We start from the raw sequence: 23,315 nt of genomic DNA on the forward strand, positions 1-23,315 counted from the left end.
TGAGGTGTTCTATGCGGGAGTTTCAGCGGGCCGCGGTGCGCCTGCACATCCTGCACCACGCTGCCGACAACGAGGTGCACGGCGCGTGGCTGACCCAAGAACTGAGCCGGCACGGCTACCGGGTCAGCCCCGGCACGTTGTACCCGACCCTGCACCGGCTCGAAGCCGACGGCCTGCTGGTGTCCGAGCAACGGGTCGTCGACGGCCGCGCGCGCCGCGTCTACCGGGCTACCCCGGCTGGCCGGGCAGCACTGACCGAGGATCGCCGGGCACTGGAAGAGCTGGCCCGCGAAGTCCTCGGCGGGCAATCGCACACCGCTGGTAACGGGACCTGAACCGCGTCGACGGTACCCATCGCCGGGGCCAAACCGTGACGACGTCTGCAGCGCAATGCGGGCTTGGCTTACAGTTATGTAATGTCTACCAAATCTGACCACGGCGAAATCGGTGACGTCGAACCGCTGGCAGACAGCACCGCGAGCCAGGCCAGGCGAGTCGTCGCCGCATATGCGAACGACGCCGACGAGTGTCGGATCTTCCTGTCCATGCTCGGTATTGGACCGGCCAAACTCGAGAGCTAATGGCTCCCTCGGGAGGCCAGGAGGCGCAGATTTGCGATTCGGAGACCTTCGGGGACTCTGACTTCGTGGTGGTAGCCAATCGACTGCCCGTCGATCTGGAGCGTCTTCCCGACGGCAGCACAACCTGGAAACGCAGCCCCGGAGGCTTGGTCACCGCCTTGGAGCCGGTGCTGCGGCGTCGGCGCGGGGCCTGGGTCGGCTGGCCCGGCGTTAACGACGACGGGGCCGAACCCGACCTCCACGTGCTGGACGGCCCCATCATCCAAGACGAGCTGGAACTTCATCCGGTACGGCTGAGCACCACGGACATAGCTCAGTACTACGAGGGATTCTCCAACGCCACACTGTGGCCGCTGTACCACGACGTCATCGTCAAGCCGCTCTACCACCGCGAATGGTGGGATCGCTACGTCGACGTCAACCAGCGCTTTGCCGAGGCCGCGTCGCGCGCCGCCGCCCACGGCGCAACCGTGTGGGTACAGGACTACCAGCTGCAGCTGGTACCGAAGATGCTGCGCATGCTGCGGCCCGATCTGACCATCGGTTTCTTTTTGCACATCCCGTTCCCGCCGGTAGAGCTGTTTATGCAGATGCCGTGGCGCACCGAGATCATCCAGGGCCTACTGGGTGCCGACCTGGTGGGCTTCCATCTTCCGGGCGGTGCCCAGAATTTCCTGATCCTGTCCCGGCGTCTGGTCGGCACCGACACTTCCCGCGGAACCGTCGGTGTGCGGTCGCGGTTCGGTGCGGCGGTGCTCGGGTCCCGCACCATACGAGTTGGCGCCTTTCCTATCTCGGTTGACTCCGGCGCGCTCGACCACGCTGCCCGCGACCGCAACATCAGGCGCCGGGCCCGCGAGATTCGCACCGAACTGGGAAATCCGCGCAAGATCCTGCTCGGTGTTGACCGGCTCGACTACACCAAGGGCATCGACGTACGGCTGAAGGCCTTTTCCGAGCTGCTGGCCGAGGGCCGCGTCAAACGCGACGACACCGTCCTGGTCCAGCTGGCTACCCCGAGCCGCGAGCGGGTGGAGAGCTACCAGACGCTGCGCAACGACATCGAACGCCAGGTCGGCCACATTAACGGCGAGTACGGTGAGGTTGGCCATCCGGTAGTGCATTACCTGCATCGACCGGCTCCGCGCGACGAGCTTATCGCTTTCTTCGTGGCCAGCGACGTCATGCTGGTCACCCCACTACGCGACGGGATGAACCTGGTGGCCAAGGAGTACGTCGCTTGCCGCAGCGATCTTGGCGGTGCCCTGGTGCTCAGCGAATTCACCGGGGCCGCAGCCGAACTCCGGCACGCATACCTGGTCAACCCGCACGACCTGGAAGGCGTCAAGGACGGGATAGAGGAAGCGCTCAACCAGACGGAGGAGGCGGGCCGGCGGCGAATGCGGTCGCTGCGACGCCAAGTGCTCGCCCACGACGTGGACCGCTGGGCACAGTCGTTTCTCGACGCTCTCGCCGGGGCACACCCGAGGGGCCAAGGCTAACGGTCAAGCCGCTCCCGCTCGCGAGCAGACGCAGAATCGCCCATTTCGGCACGAAATTGGGCGATTCTGCGTCTGCTCGCGCCCTGGAAGCTGGTGCGGCTGCCCAAAGGCTGTGATACTCGATGGAGCGCGAAGGCCCGAAGGAGGGCATGTGAACATCCGTTGCGGACTGGCCGCTGGGGCCGTCATCTGCTCGGCCGTCGCACTGGGAATTGCGCTGCACTCCGGTGACCCGGCGCGTGCGCTCGGACCGCCGCCGGATGGCAGTTACTCCTTCAACCAGGCCGGAGTGTCCGGGGTGACGTGGACGATTACCGCGCTGTGCGATCAGCCGTCGGGAACCCGTAACATGAACGACTATTCTGACCCCATCGTTTGGGCGTTCAACTGCGCTCTCAACGTGGTGAGTACGACGCCCCAACAGATCACCCGTACGGACCGGCTGCAGAACTTCAGCGGCAGGGCTCGGATGAGTAGCATGCTGTGGACCTTCCAGGTGAATCAGGCAGACGGCGTGGCGTGTCCGGACGGCAGCACGGCACCGTCCAGCGAAACCTATGCGTTCAGCGACGAGACGCTGACCGGGACGCACACCACCGTGCATGGCGCCGTGTGTGGCCTGCAGCCAAAGTTGAGCAAACAACCGTTTTCACTGCAGCTCATCGGCCCGCCACCCAGCCCGGTCCAGCGTTATCCGTTGTACTGCAACAACATTGCGATGTGCTATTAAATCGGCGTGATGTAGGCGATCAGCCATTTGCCGTCAATCCGCTGGAAATCCACCCGCAGTCGGCTGCCGTCGTAGAGCGGCTGTCGCGTCTTGTCGGTCACGGTGCGGTTCAAATAGACCATCACCGATGCGCAATCGCGTTTGGCATCCATGACTCCCACACCGACGACATTGGCCTGGACCACCACTTCACGCTTCTTCGCCTCCGGGATGATCTGCGCATTGGCGCTCTTCTGGAACTCCTGGCGATAGTCCGGCGTCAGCAGCGGGTACACCGCGGTGAGGCTGCGCTCGACAGTTTGGTAGTCGTAACCGAAGACTTGTGGGATTTCCTGCATGGCCAGCTTCGGTAACAGTGCCCGCGCCGACGCTTCGCCCCCGGTCTGCACCCGGTCCCAGTAGAACCAGCCACCGGCCGCGGACAAACCCACGATGGTGGCGACCATCAGCGCGTAGGCGACGGAAATCAACCGTCTCATCAGTTGCCCCCGTCCGGGTACTTCAGGTCGTAGCCGGTCATCCGGCCGTTCTCGTCCTCATGCACGATGACCCGAAGACGATAGGGCATGGACGGCTTGTTGACGCCGTCGATATCGGCGACCGTCACCCGCACCGACACCAATACCGATGCGTTGTCGCTGATTTCGTCAATGCCCTCCAACGCGGCGCCGTTGACGACGGCCTCCGATGTCGCGTTGGTGGCCCGGAATAGACCCTTGAGGTTGTCCACGTTGTTGTTGGCGTTCAGCATGCCGCGTAGCGGCCCACTGGTGCCGTTGACGAACCGGTTCACGCTCTCGTCGATGGTGTCCGGCGTGTAGCTGAACATGTTGACCACGGTCTGGGTGGCGGCATCGACAAAACGCTGGTTGCGGGCTTGCCGGGCGTCCGCATCCCGGTTCTGCATAACCAGTGCGGTCACACCCCATGCCAGCGCGGCAATCGCCAATAGGCCTGCCGCCAGCGAAAGCCAGCCGACCAGGACGCGGTGTGCCGGCCGGCGTGGCGGCGGTTTGACCGGCCTCAGGGCGGGCTTGGCGGCTTTCGCCGGCTTCGATTCGGTCCGCGCCGCGGCCCTCACCGTCGCCGCACCCTGGGCGGGACGGCTCGACTCGCCTTCCGCCGGACCCGCGGGGCGGGACGCCTTACGACGAGCGCGCCGCGTCGTCGACTGCTGTCCGCCGGCTACACCGGTATCTGCGGCCACTACAGCTGCCTCGGATCGCGCATGAGATCCACCCAATTCTCGGCGCTGGATGCGCCCGTCATCCCGGGCGCGAAGATACCAGTGCCGCCGGCCGGGTCCGCGAAGGCTCCGCTGAGTTGGTCATAGATGGTGTAGGCCGGACCGCTGGCCTGCGGTTGGGGGCCAGGCGCCGGCCCGGGCGGAGGCCCGGTGCCTTCCGGTGGTGGCGGCGGCGGAATGGTCGCCGGGTATGGCACCTGGGGTGGCTCCGGCGGGTACCCGGGCGGCATCCATGACGTGAACGGTGGAGGCGGACCGTTGTCGTTGGGCGGCGGCGCAGGCTGCGCCGGCTGGTGCGGCGCCGGCCCGGGGCCGGCCACCTGGCCGGGTGGCGGCGGTCCGACGATGGGCACGCCCGGGTCGGGATCCGCGCCCGGCGGGATGTAAGGGAACTTGTTGGGCGGCAGAATGTTTCGCCCATCCGTCACCTCGGTGCCGTACGGGATCGGCGGACCGCGCCACGGGTTGGTTCCAACTGGCACATAGCCACGCGGATCCCGACATAACTGCACCGTCGGTGCCCGCTTACCGGGGAATTCCTGGCACGGGTAGTTGCGAGCGCCGCGCACCGTGCTCGGGTCGTTCTGCGCGGTCTTGCAGTACATGTCCCGGGGAATCTCGCGTACCGACTCGTCGGCCGGCGACCGGACCAGCGGCGGGGGCAAGAACCCGGTCATGCAGGGCGGCGGGTCGTGCAGGTCGATCTTGAAGTCCAGCTTGGCGCCCTCGTCCTGGGGTACGCCGCCCGCCGAGGTGATGATCGCGGCGAACAGCGCCGGGAAAACCACCAGGAGCTGTTCGATCGACTTGTGATAGATCACGCCCACCCGGCCCAGGTTGGCCAGACTGGCCGCCAGCGCGGGAAACGAAGGACGAATCCCGGAGAACGCGGTGTTGGCCTCGTCGATCGCATCCGGGGCGTCGGCCAACGTGTCGCGCAGCCGCGGGTCTGCCGCACGGAGCTGCCAGGTGAACCGCGCCAGCCCATCGGCGAGTGACTTGATGTCCCCGCCGGCGCGGATCTGGGCTTGCAGGAACGGGCCGGCCTGATCGATCAACTGCGAAACCTGTGGATAGTTGGCGTTGGCCTCATCCACCAGCAACCGGGCCGACTCGATCAGCCGGGCCAGTTCCGGACCGGCGCCATTGGTCGCGATGAACGCCTCGTGCAGCAGCTCCCGCAGCCGGGTGTCGCCAAGGCTGCCGAGCAGCGTCTCGGCCTGACGCAACAGGTCGGCGACGTCTTGCCCGATTCGGGTGTTCTGCCGCTGGATCCGGAAGCCGTTGCGCAACTTGGTCGACGACGGGTTCTCCGGCGGCACTAGGTCGATGTACTGCTCACCGATGGCCGAAACGCTGCGTACGGTGGCGGTGACGTTCGACGGAATGGCGGTGCCACTGTTCAGTCGCATGTGCGCGGTAACGCCATTGGGATTTAGCCCCACCGACTCCACCCGCCCGACCGCGACACCGCGGTAGGTGACGTTGGCGTTCTTGTACAGGCCACCGCCCGCGACGAAGTCGGCACTCACGCCGTAGGTTCCGATGCCGAACGTGGCGGGCAGACGCAGATAAAAGATCGCCATCACGCTCAGGGTGATGACGGTGATCACCGCAAAAATGGACAACTGGATCTTGGCGAGTCGGTCGATCATGTCCGGGCCCCTACTGTCCCGACGCCGTACCGGGTGGAATCTTAAATGGGTCGGCCGCTTGCCCGGACAGGTTGGCCAGTTCGCCAATCAGGAAGTCGGGCGGGTTGAGGATCTCGTCCATGTGCGCCATGTTCGGGTCGAAGTACGCCGTGGTGAAGAACGTCTCACCAATCCGGCGCAGGGTGAGGTCGAAGGTGGTGAACACGTTAAGATAGTCGCCGCGCACCGCCTGCTTGATACCGAAGTTGGGAAATGGGAACGTCAGCAACAGCTGCAGCGAGGTGACGAAATCCTTTCGGTCGTCGTTGAGGGCCTTGACGATCGAGTAGAGGTCTTTGAGGTCTTCACCGAAATCCACCTTGGTCTCGGCCAGCACGTGCGACGTGACCATCGTCAACCTTTTGAGCGCGGCGAACGCGTCGACGATGTGGTCCCGGTTCTGGTTGAGCACGCGAACCGCGTCGGGCAGCGTGTCCAGTGCTCGGCCCAGGTTGTCCTTGTCACGTGCCAGGATCGCGGAGACTCGGTTCAGCCCATCCAACGCATCGATGATGTCGTGAACCTGCCGGTTCAGGCCCGCCGTCAACTCCGCGAGCCTGGGGACCAGGTTGACGAACTGGGCCTGCCGACCCGCCACCGCCTGGTGGGTCTCGTCAATGATCTCTTCCAACGCACCGACGTTACCCTTGTTGACCACCACCCCCAGCGCCGAGAAAACCTCCTCGGTGGTGGGGAATCGGTCGGTGTTGGCCTCGGTGATTCTCGAGCCGTCAACCAACCTCCCGGTCGGCGGGCGGTCCGTCGGTGGCGCCAGCTCTACATGTAACGAACCCAGCAGCGAGGTCTGGGAGACCTTCGCCACGGCGTTGGCCGGCAGCAACACATTCTTGTCCAGGTCCAGCTTCACGGCGGCATAAAAGGATCCGTCGGGTCGTTGGACCGCGACAATGCCGGCCACGCTGCCGACGGTGACGTTATCGACCATGACCGGTGAGTTCTGCGGCAACGTCGCCACATCAGCCATTTCGACGGTGACCGAGTAGGCACCTTCACCGTGCCCGGCGGTGCCAGGCAGCGGCAGCGAGTTCAGCCCGCCAAACTGACAGCCGGCAAGCAGCGCGCTGCTGGCCGTCAATATGATGGCGCGCAACCAGATTCGGTTCATCCGCCGCCCCCATGCTCGCCCGGTCCTGCCCCCGGCGCCGGCGGGGCCGGTGCCGGACCGGGCGCCGGTGGGACGAGTAGGCTCTGCAGATCCGCGGGGTTGTCCACAGGCGCTCCTCCTCCCGCGGGTATCCAAGTCAATTCCGGAACCGGCGTCTCCGACTTGGCCTCGGTGGCCGGGGTGTCGTAGATGATCTGGCCCTTGTACGCCGTGATCGTGTTAAGCGGGTGGAACATGATCGGCGGGTAATTCACCGTGAGCCGGCGCAGCACCGGCCCCAGCCGCTCACGGCAGATCTCGGCGCGCCGGTAGTAGTCCGGCGCCGACGGGCCCGCGGCGGTATCGAAGGAACCGCCGCAGATGAACTGCACCGGGTTAGCGAAGTTGGGTATCGACAACAGACCGTTGAGGGTGCCTTGCGCAGGGTCATAGATGTTGTAGAAGTTGGTGATCCCCGGCCCAGCCACGTGCAGCACTTGCTCGATGTTCTCGCTCTGGTCACTCAACGTCTGCGCAAAGTCGTTGAGCTGATTCACCGTTTCGATCAGCGTCGAGTTGTTCTCGCGCAAGAACCCCCTGATGTCGGACAGCGCCTGGTTGAGCGTGCCCAGGGTCTGGTCCAGATTGGCCGAGCTGTCGGCGAGCACCTGCGACACCGATGCCACGTGGCCGGCGAACTGCACAATCTGCTCGTCGCTCTCCGATAGCGCGTCGACCAGTACCTGCAGGTTCTTGACGGTGCCGAAGATGTCGCCGCGCGAATCCCCCAGCCGCCCGGCGACCTGCGCAAGCTCGCGCAACGCGTTGTGTAACGAGTCTCCGTTGCCGTCAAGGGTGTCCGCGGCCTGGTTGATCGCCGCGCCCAGCGGCCCCTGCAGCTCGCCCGCCGCCGGACTCAGGTCGGCGGCCAACCGGGTGAGCCCCTCTTTCACCTCGTCCCATTCCACCGGCACCGCGGTGCGATCCAGATCGATCCGACCGTTGTCGGGCAGCACCGCCCCGCCGGTATACACCGGGGTGAGCTGAATGAACCGCGCCGCCACCAAATTCGGCGACATGATCACGGCCTGCACGTCCACGGGCACCTTGACGTCCTTGGACACCGACATAGTGATCTTGACGTCGGACGACCGCGGCTCGATCATGTCGATCTCACCCACCGGGACGCCCAGGACGCGGACCTGGTCACCGGGATAGAGCCCGACAGCAGAGGTGAAGTAGCCCACGATGGTGCGCTTATTACCGGTGGACGAGAGCACGTACACGCCGCCCACCAGCGCGGCCACCAGCGCGATCACCGTGGCGTAGCGCAATCCCCGGCTCCCCGTCAACATGGCGACCCGGCCCATCACGGCGACTTCGGTCTGATGATCCAGCGCTCCTGGATAAACCCGCGCAAGTAATCGGCGAGGCTATCCGGCAGCTTGCCCGGCTGAAAGACCAGGTCGAACACGGTCGCCACCAGCGGCCCGGGCAGCACGCTGTAGACGTTGACATTGAATCCGGGTCCGGATCCGACCACCTCCCCCAGCGTGGTCGCGTACGTGGGCAGCCGCTTGAGGGCCTCGGTGATATAGTCGCGGCGCTCGTTGAGGTTGGCCAGCACCAGGTTGAGCTTGCTCAAAGCCGGGCCGAACTCCTTACGGTTGTCGGCGACAAAGCCGGAAATCTGCGCTGCAACATCGTCGATCCCAGAGATCAACGCGCTGAGCGCGGCCCGCCGGGCATCGAGCGCCGCAAACAACTGGTTGCCGTCCTCGACCAGCTTGTTGACCTGTTCGGCGCGTTCGGACAACACCGATGTCACCGACTTGGCGTGCGCCAGCAGGCCTTGCAGCGCTTCGTCGCGACGATTCAGGGCGCGCGACAGCGACGTCAGCCCGTCCACGGCACCACGCACCTGCGGGGTGGCGTCATGCAAGGCCTGGGTGAACACGTTCAAGGCCTGCTCGAACTGCGGCCTATTCAGGTCGTTGGCGTTGCGGCCCAGATCCTGCAGCACCCCGTTGAGCGTGTAGGGCGTGGTGGTCCGGCTCAACGGAATCGTGGTCGACTTGCCGGAGCCAGCCGGACTGACCGCGATGGAGCGCTCGCCGAGGATGGTGTCGGTGCGGATCGCGGCCAGGGACTGGTCGCCGACGACGATGCTGCGGTCCACGCTGAAGGTGACCTTTGCACTGTTTCCGGCCAGACTCACGGCCGACACCGCGCCCACCTTGAGGCCCGAGACATAAACCGAGTTACCGGGGGTGATCCCACCGGCGTCGGTGAAATACGCGTCGTAGGTTTTGCCCTGTGGCCAGAAAGGCAACCCGCTGTAGCCGAATGCGATCAGGACGACGCAGATCACCAGCACCAGGCCGAAGATGCCGGTGCGGAGCGGGTCGCGTTCGTGTTTGCTACTTGGCTTCCTATTTAGCAAAGGCGCACCTCCCCTTGCTGGGATCCGGCTGGCCGCCGATCGGCAGCAGGATGTCGCTGCCGGCCGGTCCGTTGATCTTGATCGTCACCGAGCAGAAGTAGATGTTGAAGAATGCTCCGTAACTGCCCAGCGCGGACAGGCGCAGGTAGTCCTCGCCGAGCTGCTCGATGTCGTTGTTGACCTCGGCCTTTCGGTTGTCCAGCTCGGTAGCCAGCGGCCGGGCGTTTTCCAGGATGCCTTGCAGCGGCCGGCGCGAATTCCGCAACAGTTCCGTAAGATCCGTCGTCGTCGACGCCAGCGGCGAAATGGCGCCCGCGATCGGATCCCGGTTCTTGGCCAGGCCGCTGACCAGCTGCTGCAGCTGGTCGACACTGGCCGAAAATTGCGCGCTCTTTGCATCGACGGTCGCCAGCACCGCGTTGAGGTTGGTGATTACCTCGCCGATCAGCTGGTCGCGTGCGCCCAGCGCCGCCGAGAAGGCACCGGTGTCGGCGAGCACGTTCGCCAACGGACCACCCTGGCCCTGCAGCAACTCGATGACCGCACTGGTGATGGTGTTGATCTTGTCAGCGTCAAAGCCTTTCAGCACCGGCCGTAGCCCACCCAGCAACGCATCGAGATCCAGTGCGGGCTGGGTGTGGGCCACGTTGATGGTGCCACCCGGCGGCAGCTTGCGCAGTTCACCCGGACCCGACGTGATCTCCAGGAACCGGTCGCCCACCAGGTTTTCGTACCGGATCACCGCACGCGTGGACGAGTACAGCGTGTAGCTGCGGTCGATCGCGAATGCCACGTCGATGCTGTGGTCTGGGTTGAGCTTGACCGCCTTCACTGAACCGACCGGCACACCGGCGATGCGAACCTTCTGGCCTGCCTTCAGCCGCGACGCGTCGGTGAAGGTGGCGTGGTAGACGGTTGTGGGACCAAACCGGAAGTCCCCGAAGACCACCACCAGACCGGCGGCCACCAGCAGCATGACCACCGCGAAGACGCTGACCTTGATCACCATCGACCGGTGCGAGGGAACGCCCGAGCCCGCCATCAGAAGTCGTCCCGTTCCGCGAACGCACCGTTGAACAGGAACTGCAGCGTCGACGGCGCGTCAACCTGTAACTCGGTGAACGGCTGGTATGGGATCAAAGCGTTGTCGGTGACCAGGAACGGCGCGCGGTAGAACGACCCGCCCGTCTGCTTGGTCGGGATATCGGGCAACCCTCGGCAGTTCGGACCGCCGGAGGCGTTGACGATCGGCAGGCTCTCCGGATAGGTGTACGACGGCGCACCCAACACGAAGCTCGACGAGGTGAACAGCCCAGCCTTACGGACACCGATTAGCGGGGCAAACTCCTTGACACCGCGCGCGATGCCCTTGAAAAGGCAGCCGAATACCGGGGAGTAGTCGGAGGTCACTTTGAGCGGGGCTCGGAGCCGGTTGATGGCGTCGATGAAATTCTGTTCGGCGGGCGCCAACGTCTCATAGGCGTTATTAGACAGACCGATGGTGGCTAGCAGCGTGTCGTTGAGGTTGTCCTTCTGGTCGACGATCGTCTTGTTGATCGTCGGCAGGTTATCGAACACGGTGTTCAGGTCCCCGGCGGCGTCAGCATAGACGTTGGCCACCACCGCCGCCTTGCGGAAATCCTCCTGAAGGGCGGGTAACTTTGGGTTCGCTTGGCGGGTCAGCGTGTTCAGTCCCGACAACAGCGCACCCAGATCATCGCCGTGGCCGCGCAGGCCTTCGGACAGCGCGCTCAGCGTCGCGTTCGTTTCAAGCGGATCGATCTTGTGTAGCAGGTCGATGAGCGATTGGAACAACGTGTTGACCTCAAGCTGTACCTGAGACGCCGCCACGTGCGCATTCGGACTTAGCGGCTTGGGCGACGGTGTCTTTGGCGGAATGAATTCCACCGATTTGGCGCCGAAGATGGTGTTTCCGGCGATGCGCACCGTCGCGTTGGAGGGGATAAAACCCATCTCGCCGCTGTCGATGGCCAGCTTGAGCCGTGCTTGGTTGCCGCTGTAGCTGATATCCGTGACCTTGCCTACCTGGATGCCACGGTATTTGACCTTGGCGCCCTTCTCCATAACCAGGCCGGCCCTCGGCGACGATACCGTGACGGTGTCCGTAGACGTGAAAGCCGCCGTATACGAAAGATAAGTCAGCACTGCGGATCCCACCATCAGCCCGGCCAGCAGCGCCGCTGCCACCCTGACACTGGTGCGTCGAGATCCGCCGCCGGACATGTTTCCTTTCTGAAGGTTTTTACCCCGAGAGGTTGAAGTTACCGGACGCGCCGTAGACGGCGAGCGAGATGAACAAGGTGATGACAACAACCACGATCAGCGAGGTCCGTACGGCCTGCCCGACCGCGACCCCGACCCCAACCGACCCGCCGCTGGCGTTGTAGCCGTAGTAGGTATGCACCAGCATTACCGCGATCGACATAGCGATGGCTTGCATAAACGACCACAACAGGTCGGAGGGGATGAGGAAGGTGTTGAAGTAATGGTCATAAAGGCCCGCGGACTGCCCATTGACAAACACCGTGGTGAAACGAGCGGCGAAGAACGCGGCCAGCACCGACAACGAATACAACGGAATGATCGCCACCAGGCCGGCGATCAGCCGGGTTGACACCAAATAGGACACCGAGTGCACCGCCATGCATTCGACGGCGTCGATCTCCTCAGAGACCCGCATGGCACCCAGCTGCGCGGTGGCTCCGGCCCCGATAGTGGCCGCCAGCGCGATACCCGCAATCACCGGCGCGACAACGCGGACGTTCAAAAACGCCGACAGGAACCCGGTCAACGCCTCGATACCGATGTCGCCCAGCGACGAATACCCCTGCACGGCGATCACTCCACCGGACGCCAGGGTCAAAAAGGCCGCCACCCCGACCGTGCCGCCGATCATGACCAGCGCTCCGGCGCCCAGCGTCATCTCGGCGACCAGCCGGACCGTCTCCTTCCGGTAGCGGGTGATGGCGTTGGGCACATAGCGCATGGTTTCGCCGTAGAACAGCGCCTGCTCGCCGAAGTTGTCGACCGGCCGCTGCAGCCGCGAAAAGAAACGGCGAAACCGGATAGTGACGTCGTAGCTCATCGCGTCATCACCATCGCTCGCTCACCGTCGTTTGTTACTGCGCCGAGATTCGCACACCTATAGCGGTCATGACTACGTTGATCACGAAAAGGCAGATGAACGCGTAGACGACGGTCTCGTTGACCGCATTGCCCACCCCCTTGGGCCCACCCTTGACCGTCAGACCGCGGTAACACCCAACCAACCCGGCCATGACCCCGAACAGCAGCGCCTTGATCTCCGCCAGTATCAATTCGCGCAGTCCGGTGAGCACGGTCAGACCGTTGATAAACGCACCCGGGTTGACGCCCTGAAGAAAGACCGAGAACGCGTAGCCGCCGGACAGGCCGATGGCGCACACCAAGCCGTTGAGCAGCAGCGCAACCAATGTGGACGCCAACACCCTGGGGACCACGAGCCGTTGGATTGGGTCGATGCCCAGCACCCGCATCGCGTCGATTTCCTCGCGGATGGTGCGGGCGCCCAGGTCGGCGCAGATCGCCGTGGCACCAGCACCGGCCACCACCAGCACAGTCACGACCGGGCCCAGCTGGGTGATGGTGCCGAACGCCGTTCCGGCGCCGGACAAGTCGGCGGCCCCAATTTCACGCAACAGGATGTTGAGGGTGAACGCCACCAGGACCGTGAACGGAATGGACACCAGCAACGTCGGGACTAGCGAAACGCGGGCCACCATCCAGGTCTGGTCCAAAAACTCGCGGAACTGGAACGGCCGCCGGAAAGCGGCACGCGCGGTGTCCATCGACATTTCGAAGAACCCGCCGACGGCCCGGGCCGGAACCGCAAGTTGTTGGATCAACTGGGGTCCCCCCGTCTACTGCTCGCGGCGAAGTCTGTGAGTCTCCTGAACGCGCTCAGGGCCCGCATGTTGCACGGTGTGAGCCGGCTCATCCTAACCCAGAACAAGTTTTCCGTGTCAACGAACCGCATACCGGCTCAGCCACGTCAATTTCGCTGGTTAAGGCACTTGTTGCCAGGGTGATGCGGACACCGGTTCGAGGGCTCGCCCGGCGGCATCCACAGGTTACTGACGCATCAACTCGGTCGCGGAAAAACTCTGCTCGCGATCTCGACCAGCAAAGTAGTCCTGCAACGTCGCGCTGAGCTGGACGGGGTCCCAAGCCGTGTCATCCGCGCTGAACCGGCGCTCAATGCGCGGCGCCGACAGCAACGTCACTTGCGGACCGTAGACGATGAACACCTGACCGTTGACTTCCGCGGCCGCCGGGGACGCCAGAAACTGGACCAGGCTTACCACATGCTGCGGCGACAGCGGGTCGATCTGGCCCGCTTCGACATCGGGTGCGGCGCCGAAGACATCGGCCGTCATCGCGGTGCGCGCCCGCGGACAAATCACATTGGCGCAAACCCCGTAGCGCCCCAGCGCCCGCGCCGCCGACAGGGTTAGCGCGGTGATGCCAGCCTTGGCGGCGGCGTAATTCGCCTGCCCCACCGGGCCCACCAGACCCGCCTCCGACGAGGTGTTGACGAGCCGGCCGAAGACCGATCCCCCTTCGGCCTCCTTGGCTTTGTCCCGCCAGTAGGCAGCGGCGTTGCGGGTGAGCAGAAAATGGCCGCGCAGGTGCACCGCGATCACGGCGTCCCACTCCTCGTCGGCCATGTTGAACAACATCCGGTCGCGGGTGATGCCGGCGTTGTTCACCACGATGTCCAGTCCGCCCAGCCCGACGGCGCTGGCGAGTAGTTCGTCGGCCGTCGCGCGCTGGCTGACGTCACCGGCTACCGCGACGGCCTTAGCACCAGCATCGGCAGCGGCGGCACCGATCTCGTCGACGACGTCGGAAGCATCCAGGGCGGAAGCAACGTCGTTGACGACGACGGTGGCGCCCAACCGGGCCAGGCCGAGCGCTTCGGCCCGACCCAAACCCGCGGCCGCGCCGGTGACCACCGCCACCTTTCCAGACAGATCGGTCGTGTTCGTGGTACGCGGCGAGCGATTAGACTCGGTCAATTTATGAATACCTCTAGTTCCGTCCTACTCACCACGCAACAACGCCGCACGCGGGCATTCCGCTATGGCCTGCTCGGCCAGATCCTCCTGATCAGCCGGGATCGGATCGGTCTTGACCACGGCATAGTCCTCGTCGTCCAGGTCGAAGATATCCGGTGCGATTCCCAAGCACACCGCGTTGCCTTCACACCGGTCTCGGTCCACGATCACCCGCACGGCACCCTCCTTACCCTAACCATCCCCCCGGTCGCTGCTAGTTCCACCATAAGGCCCTGCTACATCCGAGGAAACGGTCGCTGGATTCAGAGACTAGAACGTGTTACAACCGGGAAGACGGACGGGTTGCCGTTGGCGTTGGTTGTCGACAGCTAATGGACGGCTGGTGACGGCCAGTGATAAAGACGCGATCATTCAATCGGAGGCAGCTGAGATGCGCATCAGTTACACCCCACAGCAGGAGGAGCTGCGTCGCGAACTGCGCTCGTACTTCGCCACGTTGATGACCCCGGAACGCCGGGAGGCGCTGAGCTCGGTCCAGGGTGAATACGGCGTCGGCAATGTCTACCGGCAGACGGTCGCGCAAATGGGCCGCGACGGGTGGCTTGCGCTGGGCTGGCCCAAGGAATACGGCGGCCAGGGCCGCTCGGCGATGGACCAGCTGATCTTCACCGATGAAGCCGCCATCGCCGGTGCACCGGTGCCGTTCCTGACCATCAACAGCGTGGCGCCGACGATCATGGCCTACGGAACCGACGAGCAGAAGAGGTTTTTCCTGCCCCGGATCGCCGCCGGGGACCTGCACTTCTCGATCGGCTACTCCGAGCCCGGCGCCGGCACCGACCTGGCCAACCTGCGCACCACCGCGGTTCGCGACGGCGACGACTATGTGGTCAACGGCCAGAAGATGTGGACCAGCCTGATTCAGTACGCCGACTACGTCTGGTTAGCGGTACGCACCAACCCGGAGTCTTCTGGGGCCAAAAAACACCGTGGCATATCGGTGTTGATTGTTCCGACGACCGCTGAGGGCTTCTCCTGGACTCCAGTGCACACCATGGCCGGTCCGGACACCAGCGCCACCTACTACTCCGACGTGCGGGTACCGGTGGCCAACCGGGTCGGTGAGGAAAACGCCGGCTGGAAGCTGGTGACCAACCAGCTCAACCACGAGCGGGTCGCCCTGGTGTCGCCGGCACCGATTTTCGGATGCCTGCGCGAGGTCCGCGAATGGGCGCAAAACACCAAGGACGCCGGCGGCACCAGGCTGATCGACTCGGAGTGGGTGCAGCTCAACCTGGCCCGGGTACACGCCAAGGCCGAAGTCCTCAAGCTGATCAACTGGGAGCTGGCTTCCTCGCAAAGTGGGCCAAAGGACGCTGGACCGTCACCGGCCGATGCGTCGGCGGCCAAGGTGTTCGGTACCGAGCTGGCCACCGAGGCCTACCGGCTGCTGATGGAGGTGTTGGGCACCGCGGCGACCCTGCGCCAGAATTCGCCAGGCGCGTTGCTGCGCGGCCGCGTCGAACGGATGCACCGGGCGTGCCTGATCCTGACGTTCGGCGGCGGCACCAACGAAGTCCAGCGCGACATCATCGGCATGGTCGCGCTGGGACTGCCGCGAGCCAACCGCTGAGCGGACCTGAGAGGACAAGACAGTCATGGATTTCACGACAACCGAAGCCGCCCAGGATCTTGGTGGTCTGGTCGACACCATCGTGGACGCGGTGTGCACGCCGGAGCATCAACGTGAGCTGGACAAGCTCGAGCAGCGGTTCGACCGCGAGCTGTGGCGCAAGCTGATAGACGCCGGCATCCTGTCCAGTGCGGCGCCGGAGTCGCTGGGCGGCGACGGCTTCGGCGTGCTCGAGCAGGTTGCGGTGCTGGTGGCGTTGGGGCATCAACTGGCCGCGGTGCCTTACCTGGAGTCGGTGGTGCTCGCCGCCGGCGCCCTGACCCGGTTCGGCTCGCCGGAACTGCAGCAGGGCTGGGGGGTGTCGGCGGTCTCCGGCGAGAAGATCCTCACCGTCGCCCTCGACGGTGAGATGGGCGAGGGTCCGGTGCAGGCCGCCGACACCGGCGATGGCTACCGTCTCACCGGCACACGCACCCAGGTCGGCTACGGCCCGGTGGCCGACGCATTTCTGGTACCCGCCGAAACCGATTCCGGTGCAGCCGTTTTCCTGGTTGCCGCCGACGACCCAGGGGTTGCGGTGACCGCACTGGCCACCACCGGACTGGGCAGCGTCGGACACCTCGAGCTAAACGCGGCCAAAGTGGACACCGCCCGCAGGGTCGGCGGAACCGATGTCGCGGTTTGGCTCGGCACGCTTTCCACCCTGGGCCGCACCGCTTTTCAGCTCGGTGTGCTCGAGCGCGGACTGCAAATGACGGCCGAATATGCGCGCACCCGTGAACAATTCGACCGCCCGATCGGCAGCTTCCAGGCGGTGGGGCAACGGCTGGCCGACGGCTACATCGACGTTAAGGGATTGCGGCTGACGCTCACCCAGGCGGCCTGGCGGGTGGCCGAAGATTCCCTGGCAAGCCGGGAGTGCCCCCAGCCAGCCGACATCGACGTCGCCACCGCGGGGTTCTGGGCCGCCGAAGCCGGGCATCGGGTGGCGCATACCATCGTGCATGTGCATGGCGGCGTCGGCGTCGACACCGATCATCCCGTGCACCGGTATTTCCTGGCCGCCAAGCAGACCGAGTTCGCGTTGGGCGGCGCCACCGGTCAGCTCCGCCGAATCGGCCGTGAACTGGCGGAAACCCCTGCCTAGCCCGGCGACGATGCGGTCCGCGCAGCGAACCGAGAAGGAGCGGGCGCATCGAACCCGCCCGTCGACGATGCGGTCCGCGCAGCGAACCGAGAAGGAGCGGGCGCATTGAACCCGACCGGCGACGATGCGGTCCGCGCAGCGGACCGAGGAGGAGCGGGCGCATTGAACCCGACCGTCACCGAACTTCTGCTGCCGCTATCCGAAATCGACGATCGGGGCGTCTATTTCGAGGACTCGTTCACCAGTTGGCGCGACCACATCCGCCACGGTGCCGCAATCGCCGCAGCGCTGCGGGAACGCCTGGACCCGGCGCGGCCGCCACATGTCGGTGTGTTACTGCAGAACACGCCGTTCTTCTCGGCGACACTGGTGGCCGGCGCGCTGTCGGGGATCGTCCCGGTGGGCCTCAACCCGGTGCGCCGCGGCGCGGCACTGGCCGGCGACATCGCTAAAGCCGACTGCCAGTTGGTGCTCACCGGCTCGGGATCGGCGGAGGTACCGGCCGATGTCGAGCACATCAATGTCGACTCCCCCGAATGGACCGACGAGGTGGCCGCACACCGGGATACCGAGGTGCGTTTTCGATCCGCGGATCTCGCAGACCTTTTCATGCTGATCTTCACCTCGGGCACCAGCGGCGACCCGAAGGCGGTGAAGTGCAGCCACCGCAAGGTTGCGATCGCCGGCGTGACGATCACGCAGCGCTTCAGTCTGGGCCGCGACGACGTCTGCTACGTCTCGATGCCGTTGTTCCATTCCAACGCGGTGCTGGTCGGCTGGGCGGTGGCTGCGGCCTGCCAAGGCTCAATGGCGTTGCGACGCAAATTTTCGGCGTCGCAGTTCCTGGCCGACGTCCGCCGTTATGGCGCCACTTACGCCAACTACGTGGGCAAGCCTCTTTCGTATGTGCTTGCGACACCGGAGCTTCCCGACGACGCGGACAACCCGCTGCGGGCGGTGTACGGCAACGAGGGAGTACCCGGTGACATCGACCGTTTCGGGCGCAGGTTCGGCTGCGTTGTCATGGACGGCTTCGGCTCGACTGAAGGCGGGGTGGCGATCACGCGGACACTCGACACCCCGGCGGGTGCCCTGGGCCCACTGCCGGGGGGAATCCAAATCGTCGACCCCGACACCGGCGAACCGTGCCCGACAGGAGTGGTCGGCGAACTGGTCAACACCGCCGGGCCGGGCGGTTTCGAAGGCTATTACAACGACGAGGCCGCCGAGGCCGAGCGGATGGCCGGCGGCGTCTACCATAGTGGCGACCTCGCCTATCGCGACGACGCCGGCTACGCCTATTTCGCCGGTCGGCTCGGCGACTGGATGCGAGTCGACGGTGAAAATCTAGGCACCGCCCCGATCGAGCGGGTGCTGATGCGCTACCCGGACGCCACCGAGGTCGCTGTGTATCCGGTACCCGATCCGGTGGTGGGTGATCAGGTGATGGCCGCGTTAGTGTTGGCGCCCGGCACCAAATTCGATGCCGACAAGTTCCGGGCGTTTCTGGCCGAGCAGCCCGACCTGGGGCACAAGCAGTGGCCGTCGTATGTGCGGGCCAGCGCGGGGCTGCCGCGCACCATGACCTTCAAGGTGATCAAGCGCCAGTTGTCGGCCGAAGGTGTCGCCTGCGCCGATCCGGTGTGGCCGATTCGCCGGTAGCCTCACGGCGCGCCACCATGCTCACCGGGATCTGGCCGGATGGTGGACCCGAATAATCGGGTAGAACCGCCGAATGAGCTGCCCGGATCGCGATACGATCCATTCCTAGCAATTGCACCGATGATGCACGGCCGCGGCCGGGTTCGGCTTGGGCTGGTGCGAGGTACCGGATGTCGTTTGTGTTGGTTTCGCCGGAGACCGTGGCGGCGGTGGCCACGGATCTCAAGCGCATCGGCGCCTCGCTGGCCCACGAAAACGCGTCGGCGGCCGCTTCGACGACGGCGGTGGTCTCCGCGGCCGCCGACGAGGTATCGACGGCCATCGCCGCGCTGTTCTCCCAACACGCCCAGGGCTACCAAGCGGCGGCCGCTCAGGTAGCAGCGTTTCACAGCCAGTTCGTGCAAGCCCTGACGGCCGGTGCCGGGGCGTACGCCTTTGCCGAGGCGGCCAACGCGTCGCCGCTACAGTCAGCCATGGGTGCGGTAAGCGCGTCTGCGCAGACGCTGTTATCGCGCCCGTTGATCGGTAATGGGGCCAACGCGACGACGCCGGGCGGTAACGGGGGCGACGGCGGATGGCTATTCGGCAGCGGCGGCAACGGCGCGCCCGGCGCGGCGGGCCAGGCCGGCGGTAATGGCGGGTCGGCCGGACTGTGGGGCAACGGCGGCGCGGGCGGCGCGGGCGGCAGCGGCGGCGCCGCCGGCGGCAACGGCGGTAACGGCGGGTGGCTGTTCGGCGCCGGCGGCACCGGCGGTATCGGCGGCACCGGCGCTGCCGGCGCCATGGGCGGCACCGGAGGCAACGGCGGCAACGGCGCGCTGCTGATCGGCGGCGGCGGCCTCGGCGGCGCCGGCGGCATGGGTGGCACCGGCGGCGGCACCGGCGGCACCGGCGGCAACGGCGGCAACGGCGCGCTGCTGATCGGCGCTGGTGGTGTCGGCGGCGCTGGCGGGATCGGTGGCCAGGGTACCGGCGCCGGCGGTGCCGCCGGCGCCGGCGGCAACGGCGGCAACGGCGGCGCCGGGGGGTTGTTCATGAACGGCGGCGACGGCGGCACCGGCGGGCAAGGCGGCGACGGCACGGCCGGCGACGCGGCCGCCAGCGCCGGCGGCACCGGCGGCAAAGGCGGCCAAGGCGGCGACGGCGGCACCGGAGGGGCCGGCGGCGCAGGCCCAGTGCTGTTCGGCCACGGCGGCGCCGGCGGCATGGGCGGCCAAGGCGGCACCGGCGGCATGGGCGGCGCCGGCGGAGACGGCACCACCATCATCGCCGCCGGTACCGGGGGCGACGGCGGCACTGGCGGCGCGGCCGGCGCCGGCGGAGCCGCAGGCGCTCGCGGGGCTCTCACCAGCGGCGGCCTAGCCGGCGGCGTCGGGGCCGGCGGCACCGGCGGCACCGGCGGCACCGGCGGCAACGGCGCTGACGCCGCTGCTGTGGTGGGCTTCGGCGCGAACGGCGACCCTGGCTTCGCTGGCGGCAAAGGCGGTAACGGCGGAATAGGTGGGGCCGCGGTGACAGGCGGGGTCGCCGGCGACGGCGGCACCGGCGGCAAAGGTGGCACCGGCGGTGCCGGCAGCGCCGGCAACGACGCCGGCAGCACCGGCAATCCCGGCGGCAAGGGCGGCGACGGCGGGATCGGCGGCGCCGGCGGGTCCGGCGGCGCGGCCGGCGCCGGCAACGGCGGCCATGCCGGCAACACAGGTGATGGCGGCGACGGCGGGGCCGGCGGTGACGGCGGCAACGGCACCGGAGGCGTGAACGGCGCCGACAACACCCTCAACCCCGACACCCCCGGCGGCGCCGGGGAGCCCGGCGGGGCCGGCGGGGCCGGCGGGGCCGGCGGGGCCGCCGGCGGCCCGGGCGGTACCGGCGGTACCGGCGGTAACGGCGGCAACGGCGGCAGCGGCGGCAACGGCGGCAATGCCGGCAACAACAGCACCAATGCCCCAGTCGGTGGCGAAGGCGGCGCCGGCGGCGACGGCGGCGCCGGCGGCGCAGGCGGGGCCGCCAACGGCGGCACCGCGGGCAGCCAGGGCACTGGGGGCGTCGGCGGCGACGGCGGCGCGGGCGGCAACGGCGGCGGCGGCAAGGCTGGCACCGGCAACAGCGGCAACTTCGGGGTGAACGGCGAAGCCGGCTTCAACGGCGGCGCCGGTGGCAACGGCGGCGTAGGCGGGGCCGCCGGCGCCAATGGCGGAACCGGCGGCAGCGGTGGTAATGGCGGTGACGGCGGTGCGGGAGGCATTGGCGGGGCCGGCGGCAACGGCATACCGGGCACTGGCACAGAGCCTGCCGGGGGCACCGGCGCCAAAGGTGGCGACGGCGGCGACGGTGGCGCCGGCGGCGCAGGCGGCAATGCCGGCGGGGCCGGCGGTAACGGCGGGGCCGGCGGCCAGGGCGGCAATGCCGGCCAGGGTGGCGCCGGCGGTGCGGGCGGCAACGCCGTGATTCCCGGCGACGGCGTCGGGAAGGCGCCGCACGGCGGCGCGGGCGGCAGCGGCGGCGACGGCGGCAACGGCGGCCAGGGCGGTAGTGGCGGCACCGCCGGATCCGGTGCCCCGATCGGTGGCGGCGCCGGAGGCACTGGAGGGTCCGGCGGACACGCCGGCAAGGGTGGCGCCGGCGGCATCGGCGCACAGGGCACCACCATCACCGTGCCCGGGAACGGCGGCAACGCCGGTGACGGCGGCAACGGCGGTGGCGGCGGCGCGGGTGGCACCGGCGGCGACGGCGCCACCGGCACGCCAGCCGGCAACGGCGGCAACGGCGGCAACGGCGGCAACGCCGGCGCCGGTGGAAACGGCGGCTCCGGCGACTTCGGTGGCAATACCACCAGCGGCGCCTCCGGCAGCGGCGGCAACGGCGGCAACGCCGGCAACGCGGGTAGCGGCGGTGCGGGCGGAACCGGCGGCACCGGCCTTAGCGGCGGCAACGGTGGCAACGGCGGCAACGGCGGCAACGGCGGTGACGGCGGTGACGGCGCCCACGGCACCGTCGGCGCCCAGTTCGTCCCGGCCACCAGCTTGCCCACACCCAACGGCGGGGCCGGTGGCCACGGTGGCACCGGAAGCAACGGCGGCGCGCCCGGCCTCGCCGGGGCGCCCGGCCCCACTACCGGCGGTAACGCTGGCAGCCAGGGCATCGGCGGCGATGGCGGCAACGGCGGTGACGGCGGTAAAGGCGGTGACGGCGCCGACGCTGTCAACGTCGTATTCATGCCGACTGAGCCACAGGCCGCGACCGGCACTGCCGGCAGCGCCGGAGACCCCACCGGCGGTAACGGCGGGCCCGGCACTCCCGGCAGCCCCATGGTTGCCCCGCCCCCGCCAACGCCAATCACTCAAGTCCAACAGGGCGGTGACGGTGGCGCCGGGGGCACCGGATCCACCAACGCCAACGGCGGCACAGCCACCGGTGGAAAGGGCGGAGAAGGCGGAGTCGGCAGCATTCTCGGCGGGCCCGGCGGTAATGGCGGAACCGGCGGCGACGCCTCGGCAACCGGCACCAACGGGGTGGCCAAGGCCGGAAATGGCGGCAAAGGTGGCGACGGCGGCCAGTTTGCGGCCGGCGGCAACGGTGGCGCCGGCGGCAGCGTAACCGACGGATCCGCCGGCAGCACCGCAGGCAACGGCGGCAACGGCGGCAACGCAACCAACGGCACCATCGCAGGCCAACCCGCTGGCGGCAACGGCTCCGCCGGCGGGAAAGGCGGCGACGGCGGAAACATCGCGGCCGGTGCCACCGGCACCGCCGGCAACGGCGGGGCCGGCGGCAACGGCAACGACGGCGCTGTCAACGCCGGCACCGGCGGCTCCGGCGGGGACGGCGGTAACGCCGGTGGCGGCGGCGCCAATGGCGGCGACGGAGGCACCGGTGGCGCCGGCGGGGCCGGTGGACGTGGCGGCAAAGGCATTGACGGCGGGTTCGGCGGTGACGGCGGCAACGGCGGCAGCAACAACGGCACCGGCGCCGGTGGCAACGGCGGCAACGGTGGCACCGGCGGGGTCGGCTCGGTTGGCGCGGCAGGTGGCGATGGCGGCAACGGCGGCACCGGCGGCTTCGCCGGTTTCGGCGGCACCGCAGGCAATGGCGGTTCCGGCGGCACGGGCGGGGCCGGCGGCGACGGCGGCACCGGCGGGGGAGGCGGCAACGGCGGCACCGGCGTTATCGCCGGCGGCGGGGGGACCGGCGGCAACGGCGGCGCCAGCGGGGCCGGCGGCGCCGGCGGCACGGGCGGGTTCGCCGGCAACGGCAATGCCGGCGGCAATGGCGGCGCCGGCGGCGCGAGCGAGGACGGCGACAACGGCAACGCTGGCAGCGGCGCCACCGGCGGTACCGGCGGCGACGGCGGCACCGGCGGCGACGGCGGCGCTGCCGGGCTGGGCGGCGTCGCGTGAGGTTGACCGGCGATCACCGTAGCTAGCACGGCCCGTGACACCGGTCCGGTACGCCACCCTCGTCTTTCAGGTGGTGCCGCCACTCGCGCTACACGCC

The 23,315-nt window shown here is 67.5% G+C and carries 20 protein-coding genes; 8 read left to right on the forward strand and 12 right to left on the reverse strand.

What is annotated here, in order from left to right; genetic code table 11:
- The first annotated feature begins 11 nt into the window (after positions 1-11).
- From MCAN_RS18395 to MCAN_RS18410, 4 genes are all read left to right on the forward strand, one after another.
- The gene (locus tag MCAN_RS18395) at positions 12-335 is read left to right on the forward strand and encodes a PadR family transcriptional regulator (protein ID WP_003418948.1); all 324 of its coding nucleotides are present in this window, start codon (positions 12-14) and stop codon (positions 333-335) included.
- Between the two features lie 81 nt (positions 336-416).
- The gene (locus tag MCAN_RS18400) at positions 417-581 is read left to right on the forward strand and encodes a hypothetical protein (protein WP_003418950.1); all 165 of its coding nucleotides are present in this window, start codon (positions 417-419) and stop codon (positions 579-581) included.
- Positions 581-2,083: a trehalose-6-phosphate synthase gene (otsA, locus tag MCAN_RS18405; protein ID WP_003418951.1), complete on the forward strand. Its 1,503-nt coding sequence runs from the start codon at positions 581-583 to the stop codon at positions 2,081-2,083. The genes MCAN_RS18400 and otsA overlap by 1 nt, the downstream gene beginning before the upstream one ends.
- Positions 2,084-2,234: 151 nt before the next feature.
- Entirely contained in the window at positions 2,235-2,813 is a 579-nt protein-coding gene (locus tag MCAN_RS18410; protein ID WP_003418954.1) for a hypothetical protein, read from the forward strand.
- Here MCAN_RS18410 and MCAN_RS18415 read toward each other — a convergent pair.
- From MCAN_RS18415 to MCAN_RS18470, 12 genes are all read right to left on the reverse strand, one after another.
- Complete coding sequence (locus MCAN_RS18415) at positions 2,810-3,292, reverse strand: Mce associated protein (RefSeq protein ID WP_003418958.1); 483 nt, start codon at positions 3,290-3,292, stop codon at positions 2,810-2,812. The two genes, MCAN_RS18410 and MCAN_RS18415, sit on opposite strands and share 4 nt — an antisense overlap.
- Positions 3,292-4,020: a mammalian cell entry protein gene (locus MCAN_RS18420; RefSeq protein WP_003418960.1), complete on the reverse strand. Its 729-nt coding sequence runs from the start codon at positions 4,018-4,020 to the stop codon at positions 3,292-3,294. The genes MCAN_RS18415 and MCAN_RS18420 overlap by 1 nt, the downstream gene beginning before the upstream one ends.
- Complete coding sequence (locus MCAN_RS18425; RefSeq protein WP_003418963.1) at positions 4,020-5,714, reverse strand: virulence factor Mce family protein; 1,695 nt, start codon at positions 5,712-5,714, stop codon at positions 4,020-4,022. Before MCAN_RS18425 ends, MCAN_RS18420 begins: the two co-directional genes overlap by 1 nt.
- A 10-nt stretch (positions 5,715-5,724) precedes the next feature.
- Positions 5,725-6,879: an Mce family lipoprotein LprN gene (lprN, locus tag MCAN_RS18430; RefSeq protein WP_014001771.1), complete on the reverse strand. Its 1,155-nt coding sequence runs from the start codon at positions 6,877-6,879 to the stop codon at positions 5,725-5,727.
- The gene (locus MCAN_RS18435; RefSeq protein WP_014001772.1) at positions 6,876-8,231 is read right to left on the reverse strand and encodes a virulence factor Mce family protein; all 1,356 of its coding nucleotides are present in this window, start codon (positions 8,229-8,231) and stop codon (positions 6,876-6,878) included. The genes lprN and MCAN_RS18435 overlap by 4 nt, the downstream gene beginning before the upstream one ends.
- Positions 8,228-9,301, reverse strand: coding sequence for a virulence factor Mce family protein (locus MCAN_RS18440; protein WP_003418967.1), 1,074 nt, complete (start codon positions 9,299-9,301; stop codon positions 8,228-8,230). The genes MCAN_RS18435 and MCAN_RS18440 overlap by 4 nt, the downstream gene beginning before the upstream one ends.
- Positions 9,291-10,343: a virulence factor Mce family protein gene (locus MCAN_RS18445; protein ID WP_003418972.1), complete on the reverse strand. Its 1,053-nt coding sequence runs from the start codon at positions 10,341-10,343 to the stop codon at positions 9,291-9,293. Before MCAN_RS18445 ends, MCAN_RS18440 begins: the two co-directional genes overlap by 11 nt.
- Positions 10,343-11,545, reverse strand: a complete 1,203-nt coding sequence (mce4A, locus tag MCAN_RS18450; protein ID WP_003418979.1) for a virulence factor Mce4A — start codon at positions 11,543-11,545, stop codon at positions 10,343-10,345. Before mce4A ends, MCAN_RS18445 begins: the two co-directional genes overlap by 1 nt.
- Positions 11,546-11,564: 19 nt before the next feature.
- The gene (locus tag MCAN_RS18455) at positions 11,565-12,407 is read right to left on the reverse strand and encodes an ABC transporter permease (protein ID WP_003418983.1); all 843 of its coding nucleotides are present in this window, start codon (positions 12,405-12,407) and stop codon (positions 11,565-11,567) included.
- 34 nt (positions 12,408-12,441) lie between these two features.
- The gene (locus MCAN_RS18460; RefSeq protein ID WP_003418986.1) at positions 12,442-13,206 is read right to left on the reverse strand and encodes an MlaE family ABC transporter permease; all 765 of its coding nucleotides are present in this window, start codon (positions 13,204-13,206) and stop codon (positions 12,442-12,444) included.
- Positions 13,207-13,431: 225 nt separating this feature from the next.
- Positions 13,432-14,388, reverse strand: a complete 957-nt coding sequence (locus MCAN_RS18465) for a 3-oxoacyl-ACP reductase (RefSeq protein WP_080603503.1) — start codon at positions 14,386-14,388, stop codon at positions 13,432-13,434.
- Between the two features lie 15 nt (positions 14,389-14,403).
- The gene (locus MCAN_RS18470) at positions 14,404-14,595 is read right to left on the reverse strand and encodes a ferredoxin (protein ID WP_014001774.1); all 192 of its coding nucleotides are present in this window, start codon (positions 14,593-14,595) and stop codon (positions 14,404-14,406) included.
- A gap of 214 nt (positions 14,596-14,809) precedes the next feature.
- On the opposite strand from MCAN_RS18470, the gene MCAN_RS18475 reads away from it, so the two are divergent.
- The 4 genes from MCAN_RS18475 to MCAN_RS18490 all read left to right on the forward strand — a co-directional run bounded on the left by MCAN_RS18475 (position 14,810) and on the right by MCAN_RS18490 (position 23,218).
- Positions 14,810-16,012, forward strand: a complete 1,203-nt coding sequence (locus MCAN_RS18475; protein WP_014001775.1) for an acyl-CoA dehydrogenase — start codon at positions 14,810-14,812, stop codon at positions 16,010-16,012.
- A gap of 25 nt (positions 16,013-16,037) precedes the next feature.
- A complete protein-coding gene (locus MCAN_RS18480; protein WP_014001776.1) occupies positions 16,038-17,159 on the forward strand; it encodes an acyl-CoA dehydrogenase family protein in 1,122 nt (373 codons plus the stop codon).
- 162 nt (positions 17,160-17,321) lie between these two features.
- The gene (fadD17, locus tag MCAN_RS18485; protein WP_041180313.1) at positions 17,322-18,821 is read left to right on the forward strand and encodes a long-chain-fatty-acid--CoA ligase FadD17; all 1,500 of its coding nucleotides are present in this window, start codon (positions 17,322-17,324) and stop codon (positions 18,819-18,821) included.
- A gap of 170 nt (positions 18,822-18,991) precedes the next feature.
- Positions 18,992-23,218, forward strand: a complete 4,227-nt coding sequence (locus tag MCAN_RS18490) for a PE family protein (protein WP_014001777.1) — start codon at positions 18,992-18,994, stop codon at positions 23,216-23,218.
- Positions 23,219-23,315: the final 97 nt, after the last annotated feature.

The organism is Mycobacterium canetti CIPT 140010059 (genome assembly GCF_000253375.1).
GTDB classification, from domain to species: Bacteria; Actinomycetota; Actinomycetes; order Mycobacteriales; family Mycobacteriaceae; genus Mycobacterium; species Mycobacterium tuberculosis.